The sequence below is a fragment of the Streptomyces sp. NPDC002467 genome (assembly GCF_042889825.1).
Lineage (GTDB): Bacteria > Actinomycetota > Actinomycetes > Streptomycetales > Streptomycetaceae > Streptomyces.
This window is the reverse complement of sequence record NZ_JBIARJ010000019.1, coordinates 75019-94378: the sequence shown is the minus strand read 5'-3', so window position 1 is coordinate 94378 and position 19360 is coordinate 75019. Positions and strand designations below refer to the sequence as shown.

Here is a 19360-nt window from a genome sequence, read left to right as displayed (position 1 = left end):
GGCTAGCGGTCGACCACGTTCATGGCCATGGCGCCCGACATCGAGGTGTAGGGCCGGACCCGTACCGGGCGCGCCGGATGGACCACGAGCCAGGGCGAGGCCGTGTCCCCCGGCAGGGGAACGGTCGGGTACGCCAGGGAGCTCTTGACGTCCGGGTAATCCTCCAGCAGGCGGCAGACGCGGACCTTGCCGGGGGTGTCGGGATCGGGCTGGAGCCACCAGTCCCAGTCCTCCCAGCGCTCCAAACGGTAATCGACCGCGCTCTGCAGCGGCACCTCCGCGTGGAAGGCCTGGTTCCCGAGCAGGTGCACCGGTACGTCGAACTGGGCCCGGTGCTCCCCGCGCCGCGCGATCACGAAGCGCGCCCCGGACAGCAGCGGCTGTGCGCCGCAGACCACGCCCGTGACGCCGATCGACTCGTCGAGGACCTGGACGCCGGTGCTCTCCACGTGGACGTCGCGCAGGACGGTACGCAGCATCAGCTTGCCCGAGGGTTGGGCGTACGGGAGGTTCCAGCCGATGGCGGGCACGAACGGGTCGGCGAGCAGCTGCTCGCGGGCCTCGATCAGGACCCGGGTGTCGCGGATGCCCGCCTTCAGGTGAACGGCCTCGCCGCGTTCGTTGCGGACCATGACGCGCCAGCGGCCGTCCCCCAGGTGGTCGAGGGCCTCGGGGCCGATCGCGGCCTCGTAGCGGACGCCGCCCTGCGGGAGGTCCTTGTCGGTGGTGCGCAGCTCCAGGTCGGGCCGCGCCGTGCCGTCGCCGGCGCTGTGGCGCAGCACGTAGGTCCACTCGTGCCGTTCGTCGGGTCCGTCGGTGGAGAAGCGCAGCCGGCCCCCCGGCTCGGCGGTGACGTGGCACAGGGCGGTCTTCAGGGAGGAGGGGGGCGCGGTCTCCCCGGAGGGGCGGCCGAGCGGCTTGGCCGACGGGGCGCGGTACTTGGAGTTCGCGGCCCGCTTGGCGGCGACCTTCTCGAACAGCTCGACGTACCGGCCGGCGACGGCGGAGGGGTCGTAGCGCGCGGAGTTGCGCAGCGCGGCCTGGCTCATCCGGTGCCGCAGCACGTCGTCGACCATGAGGCTGCGCAGGCCCTCGGCGATGGCGTCGACGTCGCCGTTGGCGACGAGGAGGCCGTCCTCGCCGTGGCGCAGGATCTCGCGGGGGCCGACGGGGCAGTCGGTGGAGACCACGGGCAGGCCGCAGCGCATCGCCTCCACCAGCGTCATGCCGAAGGACTCCTCGCTGGAGGTGACGGCGGCGATGGAGCCCTTGGCCCACTCCGACTCGATCGGCGAGAAGCCACCCATGAGCAGGGCGCGGCCCGCCAGGCCGAGTTCGTTGACCAGCCCGCGCATCTTGGCGGCTTCGCCGCCGTCGCCGTAGATGCGCAGCTGCCAGTCCGGGAACTCGGCGGCGAGCCGGCCGAAGGCGCGGATCAGCAGGTCGTACCGCTTGACGTGGTGCATGCGGCCGGCGCTGACGATGATCTTGCCGAGCCCCTGGGAGGGGGCGACGACCGGCCGGGGCACGCTGTTGGGGATGCCGACGACGGGCAGGCCGGGGATGGGCGTGTGGGCGCGGAAGGACTTGGCGTCGGCGTCGGTGACGGTGGTCACGGCGTCGAGCCGGGGGTACACCCGGGCCATCTCGGCGCGTACGGCCGCCGGGATGGCCAGGTGCGTCATGTGCTCCTGGGCGACGCGCAGCGCCGAGTCGCGGGTGTACTGGGCCACGAACAGGTTGAGGCTGGGCCGGGTGCCGATCACCACGTCGGCCTTGGTCTTGGCGAGGTCGGCGATGATCCGCTCGTCGGAGAGCCGGCTGTACTGCGCGAAGAACTCCTCCTGGCGCGGTACGACCGTACTGGGCTCCTTCAGGCCCGGGTCCCCCTGGTCGGCTCCCGCCTTGCCCGCCCTCAGGTCGAGCAGGGCGCGGACCGTGACCTGCGGGGAGATCTGGAACTTCGTCGCTCCGGCGCGCCGGAAGACGGAGACGATCTCGACCTCGTGGTCGGCGGAGAGCGCTTCGGCGAGGTTGATGACGGTCCGGTTGGTGCCGCCGATGCCGTAGATGTTGTTGATCAGGAAGGAGATCTTCACGGGGTACGGGACTCCTTCCGCTCGAAAGAACTGGGTATCGGGTAGTACGCGTCGAGGAACCGGCCGACCATGCGCTCCTGGCGTTCGGTGTCACGGCCGTCGGAGACGGTGTCGTTGATGCAGAACGCCTGCCGGTCGCGGGCGGCCAGCAGGATGCCGAGCCGCCGCTCGATCTCCGGCCGGGCCAGGTCGAGGTAGGCGAACTGGATGTCCGAGGGGACCGCCCGGCCCGTGAAGTACGCGTAGTAGTGGTAGAGCGAGGACGGTATGGAGATGTCGGTGGCGCTGCGGAAGCGGCTCATCGTGGTGGCCCGGTGCCAGTCGGCGAACTCGGCCTCGATCTCGTAGAGCACGCTGCGGCGCAGCGGGTACGGGGCGTGGCGCAGCTTCTGCACGATGGTGGGGCCGAAGCGCTGCTCGATGAGCGTGCGGTTGTTCTTGCCCGCCGCGTCGACCGGGCGGTCGGCGTGGTTGACGTCCCGCTGCGGGACCTGGGACGGGGACCAGAACAGCCGGGTCGAGCCGTTGGACAGGAAGAAGTCCTGGGGGGTGACGGGCCGTCCGAGGAACATGTCGTCGTTGAAGTAGAGGAAGTGCTCGGACAGTCCCTCGATGTGGTGCAGCCGGCTCTCGATGGCGTGCGAGTTGAAGGTGGGCAGTGCCCGGGGGTCGTCGAAGATCTCGGAGTGGTCGACGACCGTGATGCGCGGGTTGTTCTCGTCGAGCCAGTGGGGCCGCTGCCGGTCGGTGACGAGGTAGATGTGCCGGACCCACGGCGCGTGCTGCTCCAGCGCGCGCAGGGAGTAGCGCAGCTCGTCGCGGCTGATGAAGCGGGCGGCGTTCGCCGACTCCTCGTGGTAGCCGCCGAATTGGACTTCCTGCTTGCGGCGCTGCCAGGCCAGGTCGTTGCCGTCGACCCACGTGTAGACCACGTCGATGGGGAAGCGGACGTCCTCGGGCAGGGCCGCGGCGTACGGCTCGATGGTGCGCACCGCGCGGGTGCGGCGGGTGTGGCGGGAGGCGAAGCCGGTGAGGCTGCTGACGGGCACCGAGACGCGCGGGGCCCGCTCGGCGACCTCCTCGGTGACCCGGTTGGGGCGGGGTGCGACGAGCCGGCCGTCCTCGGGGGTCCAGAACTCGATGTCGCAGCCGTATTCGAGGCCGAGGGCCAGCGAGCCGCCCGGGTCGCGCCAGATCATGCCGACACGGACCACGGAGGCGCCGTCGTAGATGCGCCGGCCGCGGCGGGAGCCGCTGAGGACGGGGCTCTCGCCGGTGGCGCGGTCGCCGCGCTTGACGTACAGCGGGGAGAGCCGCTCGCTGGCGACCAGGGCGTCGCGCACCCGTGCGCGGTCGTGCGCGGAGACGGCGAGGCAGGCCCTGAAGTCGCTGGCCCCGCGGACGGCGAAGTAGTCGATCCCGGCGTCTTCGAGCATCCAGACGGCCAGTTCGAGGTTGGCCTCGCGCAGCCCGAGCGGGGAGGCGGTCGGGCGGACCAGGGAGATCAGGGCTCCTTGGTCCGGCAGGGTCGCGAGCCTTTCGTCGCCGTTGAACAGGTGCGGCCAGCGCCGTCGGGCCTGTGCGGCGCGCAGCGCCCGGCGGATGCCGAGGCCCGTCTGGAGGCGGCGCAGCAGCCGCTTGACGAGGGTGCGCAGCCGCATCGGGACGCGCGCCGCGATCTTGCCGCGCAGGGAGGCGGACAGCAGGGTGCGGTAGAGCCCGACGGCGGCCGAGGCCTCCGGGTTGATCACTGCCACGGGTCGCTCCCGCCGGTGGGGGCGTACTGGTCGGGTGACTGGTCGGGGTACTGCTCGAACGGGCTGGGCACGGGGAAGTACCTCTGCAGGAAGTCCACGACCAGGGAGGTCCCTCCGGCCGTGCGGGCTTCGGCGGAGCCGAGGCCGGACAGCTGCAGGCACTGGGTGTCCCGGCGCACGAGCAGCCGCTCCAGGTGGCGTTTGATGCCGGGCAACGCGGCGTGCAGCGTCATGATGGGCTCCCCGGAGGGGTCGGCGAAGCCCGAGGAGTGGGCGGCGTGGTGGATCAGCCCGTCCAGCGGGTGGGTGCCCGACAGTTCGGGGGCGATCTGGGTGTCCACGACGTACGCGGCCGGGTCGAGCGTGTCGGCGAGCGCGGCCAGCACCTCCCGTGCGTAGGGCTGCGGGCCCGAGGCGTAGCCGTGCCCGACGACGGTGTGGGTGTACGAGTACGCGGTCAGGGACCAGGGAGCCTCGGCCTCGGCCGCGTTCCACGGACCGCGCCGGGGCCGGGTCCCGCCGAGCGGGGAGAAGAAGTCGAAGGCGCGCACGGGGCGGGTGAAGAGGGCACCGGGGCGCATCAGCAGGAACTGGTCGGAGAGGCCGGGGATCCGGTGCAGTCCGGTCTCGGCGTTCCAGTCCGCCGACCAGACGGACAGCCGGTCGTCGATGCGCACCCAGTCGGGGAGCGGCGCGAGCGCCACCACGTGGACCATGTCGATCCAGGGGGCGTTCTGGTGGATGGAGCGCAGGGCGGCGCGCAGGAGTTCCTCGGCCCAGGGGGTGGCGTGCTGCCACAGCAGGACCGCGTCCACGCCGAAGGTGATCTCTTCGACGCGGGGGATGTCGAAGCCCTCGTGGGTGACGGTGATCTCGCCGTCGCTGCCTATGTCGGCGTATCCGGTCAGCCGGTCCAGCGTGACCTCGGTGCGGCCACCGTCCTCGGCGGGGACCACGCGCTGCACGCGGTTGGGGCGCGGGCCCACCAGGCGGGGGGTCTCCAGGGCGTTGTTGACGGTCCAGAACTCGATCTCGATGCCGAGGTCGTCGCCGATCCACAGGGTGCGGGTCGGGTCGGTGCGCAGCCAGGTGAGGCGGATGACGCGCTGCTTGCCGTAGTTCGCCCAGGCCTTGACGTGGCTGCCGGGGACCTTGGCGCCGTCGGTGTTCGAGGGGGACACGCCGACGACGTACCCGGTCTGCACCTCCAGCAGGGCGCGCATGACGCGGCTCACGGCGGCCTTGTGCTCCTGGGGCACGGCGATGGCGATGCGGCGGTCGTCGAGGGCGGGCACTGCGAACCACGGGATGCCCTCGCTGTCGAGCACGCTGGAGACCAGGTAGTGGTCGGTGCGGCGGGAGAGCTCGGGCGTCAGCCCGGGGTGGATGTGGGCGACGCGCCCGTCGGGGGCGGTGGTGGTGCCCTCCGGCAGGTAGCTGAAGTCCTCTTCCCGGACGCGCTTGAGGGCCCGCTGGTGGTGGCGGGACTCGCGGTTGGCCAGCGTCCGCGCGAGCCGGCGCTTGACCTTGCCCCGCACGCTCGGCGGGACCTTGCTGGCGGCGACGGCGCGCACCGGCTGGGGCACGAGCTTCTGGTAGATGTTCGCGGCGGAGCCGACCGAGCCCGGTTCAGCCATGTCGATCGCTCCTTGTCAGTTCGTAGGGGCTTGGGGTGGGGAAGTACGCGTTGAGGAATCCGTCCAGGACCTCGGTCTGCGCCTCCAGGTCCTCCGGGGTGGAGAAGGCGTCGTTGAGGCAGAAGGAGTCCTTGTCCCTTCCGTCCAGCAGCCGTTGGAGCCGGTCCGCGAGGTCGGGCACCGCGAGCTGGAGGTAGGTGAAGGGCATCGAGCCCGGCTGCGCCCGTCCGCTCAGTGCCGCGTAGTAGAGGGCGAAGGACGAGGTGGGCGAGAGGTCCGTCATGGCGCGGAAGCGGCTGGCGGACGTACGGGCCCACGCCTCGGGGAAGTCGGCCTCGGCCTCCTCCATGGCGCTCCTGCGCAGGGCGTAGGGGATGTGCTCCATGGGCTGGGTGATGACGCGTCCGAACCGGCGCAGCAGCAGCGCCCGGTTGTTCTTGCAGGCCGCGTCGACGGGGGTGTCGGTCTCCACGACCGGGCCCTGCGGGATGCGGTTGCGGGAGGGGAAGTACTTCGCGGTGCCGGTCGGGGTGAAGAAGGAGTGCGGTGCGACGAGCCGGCCCATGAACATGTCGTCGTTGAAGTAGAGGAAGTGCTCGGCGAGCCCGGGTATGCGGTGGAGCTGGCTCTCGATGGAGTGCGAGTTGAAGGTCGGCAGGTCGGCCGGGTTGCGGAAGATCTCGCGGTGGCTGACCACGCGGATCCCGGGGAGGTCCTGGCGCAGCCAGGCGGGCACCTGGTCGTCGGTGACGATGTAGATGTTGCGGATCCACGGGGCGAACAGGTACAGCGAGCGGATCGAGTAGCGCAGTTCGTCGCGGCTGATGAAGCGGGCGTCGCTGGCGGACTCCGCGTGGTAGACCTCGCCCTTGGCGGAGGCCTTGCGGGCCTTCCAGGCCGGGTCCTCCCCGTCGACCCAGGTGTACACGGCGTCGACGGGGAAGGTGATGTCCTCGACTCCCGGAACCATGAACTCGTGACGCGTCGTCAGGGCCGGGGCGGCCTCGTCGGAGCGCACGCCGGAGACGAAACGGCTGAAGAGACGGGCGGCGCCGAAGATGCTCGGGCCGTCCGCCGCGATGGACCAGGCCACCCGGTTCGCGCGGGGGGCGACGAGCCGGTCGCCCTTGCGGGACCAGAACTCGATGGCGCAGCCGTACTGGTGGCCCAGGACAAGGTGGCCGCCGGGGTCGGTCTGGTACCAGCTGACCTGGATGCCGATCGCGGTGCGGACCTCGTTCCAGGCCTCGGGGCTCTCGCTGCGACGGACGGCGGGCGCGCGCACGGCGTCGGGCTTGAGGACGGACACGTAGCCCGGGTGCTGGGAGAGGAAGCGGAAGACGGCTTCGAGGACCCGGTCGCGGTCGTCCTCGCAGACGCCGATGACGGTCCCGTGGTCGTTGGTCCCGCGGACCGCGAAGTACGGGACCCCGGTGTAGTCGAGCAGTCCGGCGATGACCTTCCGGTTCTCCTCGCGGGCACCCAGCGGCCGCACCGCGGGGTGGACGTACGCCTCGTCCCCCGCGTCCCCCACCCGGATCTTCAGGGGTCCGGCCGCCGGGCGGCGATCGGTCTCGGTGCGACGACCACCCCCGTAGCCGGCCTGAGTGGCGTATCCAGGCATCGCGGTCATGCTGCCTCCGTGCAGTAGTACATGTCGCCCGACTGCAGGGCCCCCGACGCACCACTGCTTTACAAAATCCAGGTAAACAAAATCTACCTTCGGACTTAAGCGATCCTTACCGGAAACGGGATGATCCCCGTCACTGCGAGAACGGGTCAGACAGTCAGCCACCCGCCGAGCGCCAGCCCCTGCTGGTTCGGGTCCTGCCGGGCGACGTCGAGCCGTCCGTCCGGACCCAGCGAGGCGACGACGAGGTTCCCGAAGGCGTCGAGCGCCCCCGCCGGCTCGCCGATGCCCGGCTCCCCGGACAACTCCCACCACAGGCCCGACTGTTCGTGTCCGGTGACGCACGCGCCGATCGCCGTGGGGCCCTCCGCGGAACGCTGGAGCAGCACCGTGCAGTCGTAGCCGTCGACGAAGGCCCGCAGCGCGGTGACCCCGTGCCGGCCGGTACCGCCGACGGAGGCGGCCATGCCGTCGGTCCGGAAGGCGTAGAGGCCCCCGTCCCGCGCGTCGCACCCGTACACCGTGGCCAGGCCCGGCCCGGTGCCGAGGGCGGACAGCGGGGTGCCGTCCGCCGCGATCAGCGGGAGCCGGGCGTCGCGGGTCTGGCGCATCTTCTTGTCGGGGCCGCGGCTCCAGCGCCCGACGCCGCTCGCCGTGGGTGCGAAGACCTCCGGGAGGCCGTCGTCGCCGAGCACGGCGCCGAAGCCGTCGAGGACCTTGCTGCCGACGAGGTCGGCCCACGAGCCCCAGACGCCCTTCCTGTCCTGGGAGCGGCCGGTCATGTACTGGCCGAAGTTGCGGGTGAAGACGTGGACCCCGCCGTGGAGGTCGGCGGTCACCACGGGAACCCCGAGCTCACGGCCGCGGTCCGTGTGGCGGCCGTGCGGGTTGCCCAGCGAGCGCCAGTCCGCCAGCGGCCGGCCCGTCTGGTACTGCACGGCGTGCATGACCTCGACCACGGCGCTGCCCGACTCCTCGGGCGTACGGGAGAGGGAGACCAGGTGGACCCAGCCCTCGGGGGTCTGCGAAACCGAGAGCACCGGGAGCAGCGGCGGGGTGTCGAGCCGCAGCCGGGTCCACTCGGAGCCGCCCGCGGTCTTCTCGGTCCACCGCACGACGCCGCCGTCGACGGCCGCGTACGCGGTGAGCCGCCCGTCGGACCCCCGGGTCAGCCAGAGCCTGCGGCCGGGGTAGCGGTCGACGGCGGCCGGCGGGAGCGTCGTCTGCTCGCAGGACGCGACCGTACGGAAGGACTGGACGACCAGCGGGCCCTGCCGGTCCTCGTCGGCCCGGCGGGCGACGGCCTCCAGCACGGCCTGCGCCACGGCGGTGTGCTCCGGGTGGTCGGAGCGTTCGGCTCCGGTGGCGGCGTCGTAGGCGGTGTGCGCCGGGTCGGGGTCGAGGGTGCACAGCCGGGTGGGTTCGAAGCGGTCGATCAGCGCGTCGGCGCAGTCGACGAGGTCGTCGGGGGCGCCGGGCCCCAGCGGGAGGGGCCCGTCGACGAAGCAGACCTGGACGTCGGGGGCCGCGGCCAGGGTGTGGATCCGCAACTGGAGCGTCTCGTCGCCCGCGGGGAGCCGTTCGACGTGCTCGTCCCAGGAGGATCCCCGCCCGAGGGCGTCCAGGAGGGCGCGGCGCCCGCGGGCGTCCTGCGCCGCCAGGCTCACGACGGTGAGGGCGCCGCCGGACTCGCCCGCCGTGCGCAGCAGCTCGGGGCCGGTGATCACGAGGGCGTCGGCGGGGTGGGCGACGAGGTGGAGGGCGGCGCCACGGGTGGCGGGCCGCTGCGGGGAGGCCGAGGCGGTTCGGCGTCGACCGGTCGCCGACCGCTCGCTGCGACCCGAGCCCCTTGCCACTCGCCTGCTCCTCTGTTGCTCAGCTCCATACACCCGAACGGCAAACTTACTTCATACTTACGGGTGATCCAACCTTGGATCATTTGAACAATCACCACAGGGCGAGGACACTATTTCGCCCAAAAAAGCGGACATATGCCCCGTCGTGCTGCATCGATCGGGGACACCCGGTCGAAAGTTTGTCTATAGTGCACGGTCAGCAAACCGCTTGCCGGCCAGCCGATTTGAGGACCCGCCCCAATGAGCCATGACGTCATGACCCCGGGCCCGCGCGAGGCGCAGACGGGCTCCGACAGCGCCGGCAGGCGCGTACGACGCCGGCGCCGGCCGCTGCGCATCATCGGGCTGACGCTGGTGGTCCTGCTCCTGCTGGCGGGCGGCGCGGGCTGGTGGGCGTACAGCCACCTCGACGGCAACATCTCCAGCGTCGACCTGGACAAGGCGATCGGCGACAACCGCCCGGAGAAGGTGGTCGCCGGCGCGCAGAACGTCCTCGTGCTCGGCTCCGACTCCCGGGCCGGGGCCAACGGCGACCTCGACCACGGCGACGTCAGCGGTGCCCGCTCGGACACCACGATGCTGATCCACATACCCGAGGGCCGCTCCAAGGCGACCGCGATAAGCATCCCCCGCGACACCCTGGTGACCCGGCCCGAGTGCAAGGACGAGGACGGCAAGGCGGTCCCGTCCCAGAAGCGCGTCATGTTCAACAGCATCTTCCCGGTGGCCGGTCCGGCCTGTGTGGTGAACACCGTGGAGCAGATGTCCGGCGTCCGCGTGGACCACTTCGTCGTGGTCGACTTCGCCGGATTCAAGGGCCTGGTGGACGCCCTCGGCGGCGTGACCGTCAAGCTGGACAAGCCGATCAAGGGCGGGCTCAACCTGGATGCGGGCGAGCACCGGCTGAACGGCACCGACTCGCTCAAGTTCGTCCGCACCCGGCACGGCTACGCCGACGGCAGCGACCTCGGCCGCATCAGCCTCCAGCAGACCTTCATGATGGGGCTGCTGAAGGAGATCAAGAACCAGGACGCCTTCGGCAACCCGGCGCGCCTCTACAAGCTCGCCGACGCCGGCACCAAGTCCCTCACCACCGACTCCGACCTCGCCTCCCTCACCGCTCTGGCCGACTTCGCCAAGAGCATGAAGGGCGTGGACCCGGACACGATGGAGACGATCATGCTGCCGGTCGCCTACGACAAGGTGGACAAGAACCGCGTGGTCGTCGCCGAGCCGCAGGCCACCCAGCTGTGGGACGCCCTCCGCAAGGACGAGAAGATCCCGGCCGCCGCGAAGGACTCCCCCGCCAAGGGCACCGGCTGACGGGCGCGGCACGCGCACACGAAGGAGCCGGCCGCACGGGTGACCCGTACGGCCGGCTCCTTCGTGTGGTGGGCGCCCGGCTCTCCGGCGTCTAGAACTTCGCGTCCTGGCCGGCCTTGCCGAGGCGGCTGTGGCTGCGTCCGTACGCGAAGTAGACGACGATGCCGATGACCATCCAGACGCCGAAGCGGATCCAGGTTTCGGCCGGCAGGTTGAGCATCAGCCAGAACGAGGCCGCGATCGACAGGATCGGGATCACCGGCACCCACGGGCAGCGGAACGCCCGGTGCAGGTCGGGGCGGGTCCGGCGCAGGATGATCACGCCGAGGGCGACGAGCACGAAGGCGAACAGTGTGCCGATGTTCACCAGTTCCGCGAGCTTCTCCAGGCTGGTGAAACCCGCCACCACGGCGATGATCACGCCGAGCAGGATGGTCGCCCGGTACGGGGTGCGGTACTTGGGGTGCGTGACGGAGAACGTCCGCGGCAGCAGCCCGTCACGGCTCATCGCGAAGAACACGCGGGTCTGACCGAGCAGCAGGATCATGCTGACGGTGATCAGGCCGACGGCCGCACCGAGACTGATCGCACCGGAGAAGAAGGGCTGGTTCACCGATTTGAAGGCTTCGGCCAACGGTGCGGTCGGTGACATCTCCGAGTACTTCTGCATGCCGGTGACCACGATCGTCACGGCGACGTAGAGCAGGGTGCAGATGAACAGCGAGCCGAGGATGCCGCGCGGCATGTCCCGCTGGGGGTTCTTCGTCTCCTCGGCGGCGGTCGCCACGACGTCGAAGCCGATGAAGGCGAAGAAGATGAGCGAGGCCGCGGTGAAGATGCCCATGACGCCGAAGTTGGTCGGCGCGTAGCCGAACAGCAGCTGGACCAGCGGCGTGTGCAGGCCGCTGCCCGCCTCTTGCGGCTGGGCCGGCGGGATGAACGGGGAGTAGTTGTCGGCCTTGATGAAGAACAGGCCCGCGATGATGACGAGCAGCACCACCGCGACCTTGATGGCGACCACGATCGCGGTGATCCGGGCCGAGAGCTTCGTCCCGACGACCAGGATCGCGGTGAGCCCCAGGATCAGCAGGAAGGCCAACAGGTCGAAGTGGCCTCCCGCGTCCGGGCCGGACAATGCGGTGGGCAGGTCCCAGCCCAGGTTGGTGTGCATGAGGTGGCGCACGTACCCGGACCAGCCGACCGCCACCACGGCGGTGCCCAGGGCGAATTCGAGCACCAGGTCCCAGCCGATGATCCAGGCGGGCAGCTCGCCGATGGAGGCGTACGAGAAGGTGTACGCCGAACCGGCGACCGGCACGGTGGACGCGAACTCGGCGTAGCAGAGCGCCGCGAGGGCGCAGACGATGCCTGCCGCCACGAACGAGAGGGACGTGGCCGGGCCGGCGTTGTTGCGGGCCGCGATGCCCGTGAGGACGAAGATGCCGGTGCCGATGATGACACCCACACCGAACACCGTCAGGTCCCAGGCGGAGAGCGACTTGCGGAGCGCGTGTTCCGGCTCCTCCGTGTCACGGATGGACTGCTCCACCGTCTTGGTGCGGAAGGGGCTGTTCATATCCCTGCTCACCGACACACCTCCGAACAGGTGTCGACGCACGCGAACGGGCCGGGAGGCCCACTCTTCAAGAGTGATCTCCCGGCCCGTGACGTGCAACCGCGCGGCGATCGGGTGGCCGCTGCCCGTCCTAGTCCACGGCGGCGGCGGGCTCGTTGTCGTAGCGGCCGTCCAGCTTGGCGACCAGGCCGGTGACCTGGCGCGCGATGTCCGGAGCGGTCAGCCCGATCTCGGCCATGACCTCCTTGCGGGTGGCGTGGTCGAGGAAGCGCTGCGGAATGCCGAAGTCGCGCAGCGGCACGTCCACCCCCGCGTCCCGCAGGGCCTGCGCGACGGCCGAGCCGACACCGCCGGCGCGGCCGTTGTCCTCGACGGTGACGACCACGCGGTGGCGGTCCGCCAGGGGCGCGAGCGCCTCGTCCACCGGCTTGACCCAACGGGGGTCGACCACGGTGGAGGAGATGCCCTGCTTGTCGAGCAGGTCGGCGATCTCCAGGCACATCGGGGCGAGCGCGCCGACCGAGACGACGAGTACGTCCGGACGGGTGACCTCGGCCGACGGGGCGCGCAGCACGTCCATGCCGCCGATCCGGCCGACGGCCGGGACGGCCGGTCCGACGACGCCCTTGGAGAAGCGCACCACGGTCGGCGCGTCCTTCACCAGGACGGCCTCGTTCAGCTGGGCGCGCAGCTGTTCGGCGTCGCGCGGGGCGGCGAGCCGCAGGCCCGGGACGACCTGGAGGATCGACATGTCCCACATGCCGTTGTGGGAGGCGCCGTCGGTGCCGGTGACACCGGCGCGGTCCAGCACGAAGGTGACGCCGCACTTGTGCAGGGCCACGTCCATCAGGACCTGGTCGAAGGCGCGGTTGAGGAAGGTGGCGTACACCGCGAAGACCGGGTGGGCGCCGCCGGTCGCCAGGCCCGCCGCCGAAGTGGCGCCGTGCTGCTCGGCGATGCCGACGTCGAAGATGCGGTCCGGGTAGGCGTCCGCGAACTTCTTCAGGCCGACGGGCTGGAGCATGGCCGCGGTGATGGCGACGATGTCCTTGCGCTCCTTGCCGAGCCTGACCATCTCGTCGGCGAAGACGGAGGTCCAGCTGGCGGCGTCGGTGCTGACGGGCAGACCGGTGTCCGGGTGGATGACGCCGACCGCGTGGAAACGGTCCGCCTCGTCCTGGACGGCCGGTTCGTAGCCCCGGCCCTTCTGGGTGAGGCAGTGCACGATGACCGGGCCGCTGAAGCGCTTGGCGCGCTGCAGGGCGGACTCCAGGGCCTCGATGTCGTGGCCGTCGATGGGGCCGATGTACTTCAGGCCCAGGTCCTCGAACATGCCCTGCGGGGCGATGAAGTCCTTCAGGCCCTTCTTGGCGCCGTGCAGGGTCTCGTAGAGGGGCTTGCCGACGACCGGGGTGCGCTCCAGCAGGTCCTTGCCGCGGGCGAGGAAGCGCTCGTAGCCGTCCGTGGTGCGCAGGGTCGCCAGGTGGTTCGCGAGGCCGCCGATGGTGGGGCCGTACGAGCGCTCGTTGTCGTTGACGACGATGACGAGGGGGCGGTCCTTGGCGGCGGCGATGTTGTTCAGCGCCTCCCAGGCCATGCCACCGGTGAGCGCGCCGTCGCCGATGACGGCGGCGACGTGGTGGTCCTCGCGGCCGAGCACCTCGTTGGCCTTGGCGATGCCGTCGGCCCAGCCCAGCACGGTGGAGGCGTGCGAGTTCTCGATCACGTCGTGGTCGGACTCGGCGCGCGAGGGGTAGCCGGAGAGGCCGTTCTTGGTGCGCAGGCCGCCGAAGTCCTGGCGGCCCGTGAGCAGCTTGTGGACGTAGGCCTGGTGACCGGTGTCGAAGAGGACCTTGTCCTTGGGCGAGTCGAAGACCCGGTGCAGGGCGATCGTCAGTTCGACCACCCCGAGGTTGGGGCCGAGGTGCCCGCCGGTCTTGGAGACGGCGTCGACGAGGAAGGACCTGATCTCGGCGGCGAGCTGTTCGAGCTCCTCCTGGCTGAGCCGGTCCAGATCGCGCGGTCCCTTGATGCGGGTCAGCAGCACCCGTGCCTCCTTGCAGTTGCTTGCTGGTCTGTCGAGTCTAATGTTCCGCTCGCGGATGCGGTCATCGGGCCGTCCCGCCCGAGTCACGCCTTTGTCATACATGGACGCACCTGCGTGAAGTCATACCTCACATACGGGCGTATACCCGCACAGGCGTACGCACATATGTACGCACGGATGCCCGGCGCCACACGAGGTGGCACCGGGCACGTGCTGTCGGACGCGTCGGCGGGGTGGCCGTCAGGCGCGTCCGGCCGTCTTCTGGGTCTTGCGGGTGACCGAGTCGATGACCACGGTCGCCAGCAGCACCGCACCGGTGATCATGTACTGGATCGGAGTGGCGATGCCCTCCAGGGCCAGACCGTACTGGATCGAGACGATGACCATGACGCCGAGGAGGGCGTTCCAGGTCCGGCCCCGGCCGCCGAAGAGGCTGGTGCCGCCGATGACGGCCGCCGCGATCACGTTCATCAGCAGGTCGCCGGCGCCGGCGCTCTGGTTGGCCGCCGCGATCTTGGAGGCCCAGAACAGGCCGCCGATGGCGGCGAAGGTGCTGGAGATCGCGAAGACCGTGATCCGGATGCGGGTGACGTTGATGCCCGCACGGCGGGAGGCCTCGACGCTGCCACCCAGTGCGAAAACGTTTCGCCCGAAGGTCGTGCGGCGCAGCAGGAAGTCCGTGACGACCAGGGCCAGCAGGAAGAGCACCACCGCGAGCGGCAGGCCCTTGTACTGGTTGAACAGCACGGCCGGAGCGAACGCGCACACCGCGAGCAGGCCGGTGCGCAGCAGGATCTCGGTCAGCGGCCGGGAGGGCATCCCGGCGGCCTCTCGGCGCCTGGCGTCGAGGAAGGCCGCGACGAAGTAGCCGACCACCGCGAGCGCGGCCAGCCCGTAGGCGACGGCCACGTCCGAGAAGAAGTACGTGGTCAGCTGGCCGACCACGCCGTCCGAGTCGATGTTGATCGTGCCGTTGCTGCCGAGGATCTGCAGCATCGCGCCGAGCCAGAAGAGCAGGCCCGACAGGGTGACGGCGAAGGCCGGGGCGCCGACCTTGGCGAAGAAGAAGCCGTGGATGCAGCCGATCAGGGCGCCTCCGACGATGGCGAGCAGGATGGCCAGCCATTCGTTCACGCCGTGGGTGACGGCGAGGACGGCGACGATCGCGCCCGAGACACCGCTGACCGAGCCGACCGAGAGGTCGATCTCACCGAGCAGCAGCACGAAGATGATGCCGATGGCGATCATGCCGGTGCCGGTCATCGTGATCGCGATGTTGGTGAGGTTCTCCGGGGAGAGGAAGTTCGAGTTCAACCCCTGGAAGATCGACCAGATGACGACCAGGCCGATGACGACCGGGAGGGAACCCAGGTCGCCCGCCTTCATCTTGCGCTTGAACTCGCCCACGTACCCGGCGAGGCCCTCTTCCCTGACGAGCAGGCGGGGGTCCACGGCCGGGATCGCGTCGTGCGCGGCCGCCGGGTTGACCGGGTCGATGTGCTCCTGCGCGACGGCGCCCTTGTCCAGTGGACCGGTGGCGGGGTTCTGGGTGCTCACTTGCCGGCCTCCGAGGTGCGGGCCGCCCGGCGGGTCACGGCGTTGTCCGTGGCACCGGTGATGGCGGAGATGATCTCTTCCTGCGAGGTGTCGGCGACGTTGAAGACACCGTTGTTGCGGCCCAGCCGCAGGACCGCCACCTTGTCGGCGACGGCCTTCACATCGGCCATGTTGTGGCTGATGAGGATGACGGCGTGGCCGCGCTCGCGCAGCCGCTCCACCAGGTCGAGCACCTGTGCGGTCTGCTCGACGCCGAGGGCGGCGGTGGGCTCGTCGAGGATGACGAGCTGGGGCTCGCCCAGCATGGAACGGGCGATCGCCACGGTCTGGCGCTGACCGCCCGACAGCGAGGCGATGGGGATCCGGACACTGGGGATCCGGATGGACAGCGTGGTCAGGAGCTCGCGGGCGCGCCGCTCCATCTCCACCTCGTCGAGGACGCCGAACCTCTTGAGTTCCCGACCGAGGAACAGGTTGCCGACGACGTCGATGTTGTCGCACAGCGCCAGGTCCTGGTAGACCGTGGCGATGCCCAGGTTCTGGGCGTCGTGGGGCTTGCCGATGGAAACCGGGCGCCCCTCCCACTCGATGACTCCGTCATCGATGGGGTGCACGCCGGCGATCGTCTTGACCAGCGTGGACTTGCCGGCACCGTTGTCGCCGACCAGGGCGACCACTTCACCGGAGTGGATCTCGAGTTCTACGTCGGTCAGGGCCTGAACGGCGCCGAACCGCTTCGAGACCCCTCGCAACGCCAGCACGGGCGCAGCGGACACATGAACCATCTCCTTCGCCGCCTGACCGGCGGGGATGTCGTGCAGAAGAGCAGGAGCGGGGCGAATGGGGGAACGTTTCTGCCCGGCGCCCCGCCGGGTGGCGGGGATGAGGAGGGCGGGGCGCCGGTCAGGTACGTGGGGCCGCCTCGTGCGGAGGCGGCGGGGGCCGCTACTTCAGGCCGATGGCGGCGCAGGCGGCCGCGTACTTGTCGGTGCAGATCTCGTCGACCGTGTAGACGCCGTCCTTGACGACGGTGTCCTTGATGTTGGCCTTGGTCAGCGACACGACCGGGATCAGGACGGCCGCGACGCCCTTGGTGGTGGGGCTGTCCACCGTGGAGGTGCTGCCGTCGGCCTTCCCGCCCTTGGCGAGGGCGACGGCCATCTTGGCGGCGGCCTCGGCCTCGGGGGCGTACGGCTTGTAGACGCTCATGAACTGCTCGCCCGCGACGATCCGCTGCACGCCGGCGAGTTCGGCGTCCTGGCCGGTGACCGGCGGCAGGGGGGAGACGCCGGCGGCCTTGAGGGCGGTGATGATGCCGCCGGCCATGCCGTCGTTGGCGGAGTAGACGCCGATGACCTTGTCCTTGCCGAGCGCGGAGAGCGCGGCCGCCATGTTGGTGTTGGCGTTCTCCGGCTTCCACTCGACGGTGTCGTACTCCTTGCCGATGTTCACCTTGCCGTCGAGCTCGGAGTGCGCGCCCTTCTTGAACAGCGCGGCGTTCGGGTCGGTGACGGAACCGTTCATCATGACGATGTCGCCGGACTTGGCCTTGTCGCCCAGCGCCTCCAGGAGCGCCTTGCCCTGGACCTTGCCGACCTCTTCGTTGTCGAAGGAGGTGTACGCGTCGATCGGGCCCTCGGCCAGGCGGTCGTAGGCGACGACCGGGATGCCGGCGTCCTTGGCCTTCTTGACCGAGCCGGCGATGGCCTTGGAGTCCACGGCGTCGATGATCAGGACGTTCACCTTGTTGGTGATCATCGTGTCGACCTGGGAGTTCTGCGTGGTCGCGTCCTGCTTGGCGTTGGCGTAGACGACCTCGCCCTTGCCGCCGGTCAGCGCCTTGACCTGCTTCTCGATGAGCGGCTTGTCGAACTTCTCGTAGCGCGCGGTCTGGTTCTCGGGCAGGAGCAGACCGACCTTGATCGCGTCGCCCGCCGCGGGGGCGGAGGAGGACTTGGTACCGCCACCGGCCTCCTTGGCGCTGCCACAGGCGGCGAGCGAGACGGCCATGGCACCAGCGGCGACGGCAACAGCGGTTCTGCGCATACGCGTGTTCATTACTTGAACCTCCCTGACGAGGCCGCAGCACTGCGGCCGAGGTGGATGTGAGTCAACCCCGGCCGCGTTTTGTCGTCAAGGAGTGAATCCTTAACGAGATGACAACGGTGCCATCCGTTATCTACCTGAAGACAAGACGGCGGGAGCTCGCACTCCACTTCCATGGTCCGACAAAAGTGTCGAATCGCCCATCTCGCTGAGCACGAGGGCCAGCGCGCCCAGCACCTCGGCGCGGCCGCCCAGGGAGCCCGTGAGGACGGACAACTGCCGTGCGGCGCTCGGGATCGCGTACCTCCCCACCGATTCACGGATGGGGGCCAGCACGAGTTCACCCGCCTCGGCCAGCGATCCGCCCAGCACCACCCGGCTCGGGTTCAGGAGGTTGCACAGACTGGCCACGCCACTGCCGATGTGGCGGCCCACGTCCGTGATCACCCGGCGGCAGCCCGGGTCCCCGTCGCGGGCCAGCTCGACCACCCGCTCCATCGTCAACTCCGGTCCGTGCGTGCCCTGGAGGAGCGGCAGCACGTACCGGGCCGCGGCGAACGTCTCCAGGCAGCCGCGGTTCCCGCAGCGGCAGACCGGGCCCGATTCGTCGAGCGTGATGTGCCCGATCTCGCCCGCGGTGCCCCCCGGTCCGCGGTAGATCTGACCGTTGATCACCAGGCCGGAGCCCACGCCGCTGGCCACCTTGATGTAGGCCAGGTCCTTCACCCCGCGCCCGCTCCCCCATACGAGTTCACCGAGGGCTCCGAGGTTGGCGTCGTTGTCCACGTAGACCGGCACCCCGAGCCGGCGCGCGAGCTCCTCGCGGGGGTTGATGCCCGCCCAGCCCGGCAGGATCGCGGTCGAGCCGAGGGTTCCGGACTCCACGTCGATGGGGCCGGGGACGCCGAGCCCCACGCCGATGACCTTGTCCAGGCCGACGCCTATGTCCGCGACCAGCCGCCCGACCAGCGATTCCGCCAGGTCGAAGCCCTGCGTCCACGAGGCGTCGACGTCCAGCGGCTCCGCCTTCTCGGCGAGCACCTGGTGGGCGAGGTTGCCGACCGCCACCCGCAGGTGGGTGTGGCCGAAGTCGACGCCGATGACGATCCCCGCGTCACCGCTGAGCGAGACGCTGCGCGCCCGGCGACCACCGGCCGAGGTGTCGGTGACCTCGACGGTCCCGCCGTCCTTGAGTTCCCGGACGATGTTGGAGACCGTGGCCGCCGACAGTCCGGTGGTGCGGGCGATCTCCGCCTGGGTCAGCGAACCCGAGAGCCGCACCGCCCGCACGACCCGTTCGAGATTCGCGCGATGCAGCGAGGACTGCGATCCGGGAGTCTGCACGACTCATCCACTCCTGCCCATAAGCGACGGCCAGCGTCGCCCCCCGGCCGGGAACCGTCGCGGCTTCTCGCCCCGAGACCCCGGCGTCTCTCCAACTTGTGAACCTTAAGTCGAGCCTTTGCGCATCGGCACGTCAAGAGGGTGACGCACCACGAAACGGCCACTACTGGCCAAAAGGGGGAGAGAACCGGTCGCCATGAGCGTGTTACGGTCGACGAGGCGCCGGTCCTCTGCGGCCTTTCCGGCCGGATCGGGCGCCATGTGTTGACGGCACTACGCGAGGAGGTGTTCGGGATGAGTCCCGATCGAAGTCTTCGCTGCGCTCCCGTCCGCTGACCCCTTGTGATCGGCTGACCCTTCGTCGAGCTGCGCACGGCCGCGGTACGCCGCGCTTCCGTGCTCTTCAGTATTCCCTCCGCATGCCCTGACTGTCCTGTCAGGCATGTGTCGTCCATGCCCACCGGCGCCCGGCGGCCTCCGTACCGCCC

At 70.3% G+C, this 19360-nt stretch carries 12 protein-coding genes; 1 reads left to right on the top strand and 11 read right to left on the bottom strand.

Annotated elements, in window-relative coordinates:
• Nucleotides 1-2 precede the first annotated feature (2 nt).
• The 5 genes from ACFYYJ_RS32210 to ACFYYJ_RS32190 all read right to left on the bottom strand — a co-directional run bounded on the left by ACFYYJ_RS32210 (nucleotide 3) and on the right by ACFYYJ_RS32190 (nucleotide 8979).
• Complete coding sequence (locus ACFYYJ_RS32210) at nucleotides 3-2099, bottom strand: glycosyltransferase (RefSeq protein WP_389137615.1); 2097 nt, start codon at nucleotides 2097-2099, stop codon at nucleotides 3-5.
• Nucleotides 2096-3856, bottom strand: coding sequence for a stealth family protein (locus ACFYYJ_RS32205; protein ID WP_385364519.1), 1761 nt, complete (start codon nucleotides 3854-3856; stop codon nucleotides 2096-2098). The genes ACFYYJ_RS32210 and ACFYYJ_RS32205 overlap by 4 nt, the downstream gene beginning before the upstream one ends.
• Nucleotides 3847-5493, bottom strand: a complete 1647-nt coding sequence (locus ACFYYJ_RS32200; protein ID WP_389137613.1) for a sugar phosphotransferase — start codon at nucleotides 5491-5493, stop codon at nucleotides 3847-3849. The genes ACFYYJ_RS32205 and ACFYYJ_RS32200 overlap by 10 nt, the downstream gene beginning before the upstream one ends.
• Nucleotides 5486-7117, bottom strand: a complete 1632-nt coding sequence (locus ACFYYJ_RS32195) for a stealth family protein (protein WP_385364526.1) — start codon at nucleotides 7115-7117, stop codon at nucleotides 5486-5488. The genes ACFYYJ_RS32200 and ACFYYJ_RS32195 overlap by 8 nt, the downstream gene beginning before the upstream one ends.
• A 155-nt stretch (nucleotides 7118-7272) precedes the next feature.
• Nucleotides 7273-8979: a hypothetical protein gene (locus tag ACFYYJ_RS32190; RefSeq protein WP_385364522.1), complete on the bottom strand. Its 1707-nt coding sequence runs from the start codon at nucleotides 8977-8979 to the stop codon at nucleotides 7273-7275.
• 240 nt (nucleotides 8980-9219) lie between these two features.
• On the opposite strand from ACFYYJ_RS32190, the gene ACFYYJ_RS32185 reads away from it, so the two are divergent.
• Nucleotides 9220-10302, top strand: coding sequence for an LCP family protein (locus ACFYYJ_RS32185; protein ID WP_385125981.1), 1083 nt, complete (start codon nucleotides 9220-9222; stop codon nucleotides 10300-10302).
• A gap of 91 nt (nucleotides 10303-10393) precedes the next feature.
• Here ACFYYJ_RS32185 and ACFYYJ_RS32180 read toward each other — a convergent pair whose 3' ends face one another.
• The 6 genes from ACFYYJ_RS32180 to ACFYYJ_RS32155 all read right to left on the bottom strand — a co-directional run bounded on the left by ACFYYJ_RS32180 (nucleotide 10394) and on the right by ACFYYJ_RS32155 (nucleotide 18872).
• Complete coding sequence (locus ACFYYJ_RS32180; RefSeq protein WP_385365789.1) at nucleotides 10394-11878, bottom strand: amino acid permease; 1485 nt, start codon at nucleotides 11876-11878, stop codon at nucleotides 10394-10396.
• A gap of 130 nt (nucleotides 11879-12008) precedes the next feature.
• Nucleotides 12009-13925 (bottom strand): 1-deoxy-D-xylulose-5-phosphate synthase, encoded by a 1917-nt coding sequence (gene dxs, locus ACFYYJ_RS32175; protein ID WP_389137610.1) that lies wholly within the window; start codon nucleotides 13923-13925, stop codon nucleotides 12009-12011.
• 240 nt (nucleotides 13926-14165) lie between these two features.
• The gene (locus ACFYYJ_RS32170; protein ID WP_385365788.1) at nucleotides 14166-15452 is read right to left on the bottom strand and encodes a sugar ABC transporter permease; all 1287 of its coding nucleotides are present in this window, start codon (nucleotides 15450-15452) and stop codon (nucleotides 14166-14168) included.
• 26 nt (nucleotides 15453-15478) lie between these two features.
• A complete protein-coding gene (locus ACFYYJ_RS32165) occupies nucleotides 15479-16267 on the bottom strand; it encodes an ATP-binding cassette domain-containing protein (protein WP_385125459.1) in 789 nt (262 codons plus the stop codon).
• Nucleotides 16268-16427: 160 nt separating this feature from the next.
• The gene (locus ACFYYJ_RS32160; RefSeq protein ID WP_385125461.1) at nucleotides 16428-17528 is read right to left on the bottom strand and encodes a sugar ABC transporter substrate-binding protein; all 1101 of its coding nucleotides are present in this window, start codon (nucleotides 17526-17528) and stop codon (nucleotides 16428-16430) included.
• Between the two features lie 129 nt (nucleotides 17529-17657).
• Nucleotides 17658-18872 carry an ROK family protein gene (locus tag ACFYYJ_RS32155; protein ID WP_385125463.1) on the bottom strand — a complete coding sequence of 405 codons (1215 nt, stop codon included), beginning with the start codon at nucleotides 18870-18872 and terminating at the stop codon, nucleotides 17658-17660.
• Nucleotides 18873-19360: the final 488 nt, after the last annotated feature.

Bases quoted from the DNA above. Each gene is read 5' to 3' on its own strand.
- ACFYYJ_RS32160 (WP_385125461.1), bottom strand. From the start codon at position 17,528: ATGCGCAGAACCGCTGTTGCCGTCGCCGCTGGTGCCATGGCCGTCTCG.
- ACFYYJ_RS32185 (WP_385125981.1), top strand. From the start codon at position 9,220: ATGAGCCATGACGTCATGACCCCGGGCCCGCGCGAGGCGCAGACGGGC.
- ACFYYJ_RS32165 (WP_385125459.1), bottom strand. From the start codon at position 16,267: ATGGTTCATGTGTCCGCTGCGCCCGTGCTGGCGTTGCGAGGGGTCTCG.
- ACFYYJ_RS32195 (WP_385364526.1), bottom strand. From the start codon at position 7,117: ATGCCTGGATACGCCACTCAGGCCGGCTACGGGGGTGGTCGTCGCACC.
- ACFYYJ_RS32180 (WP_385365789.1), bottom strand. From the start codon at position 11,878: ATGAACAGCCCCTTCCGCACCAAGACGGTGGAGCAGTCCATCCGTGAC.
- ACFYYJ_RS32200 (WP_389137613.1), bottom strand. From the start codon at position 5,493: ATGGCTGAACCGGGCTCGGTCGGCTCCGCCGCGAACATCTACCAGAAG.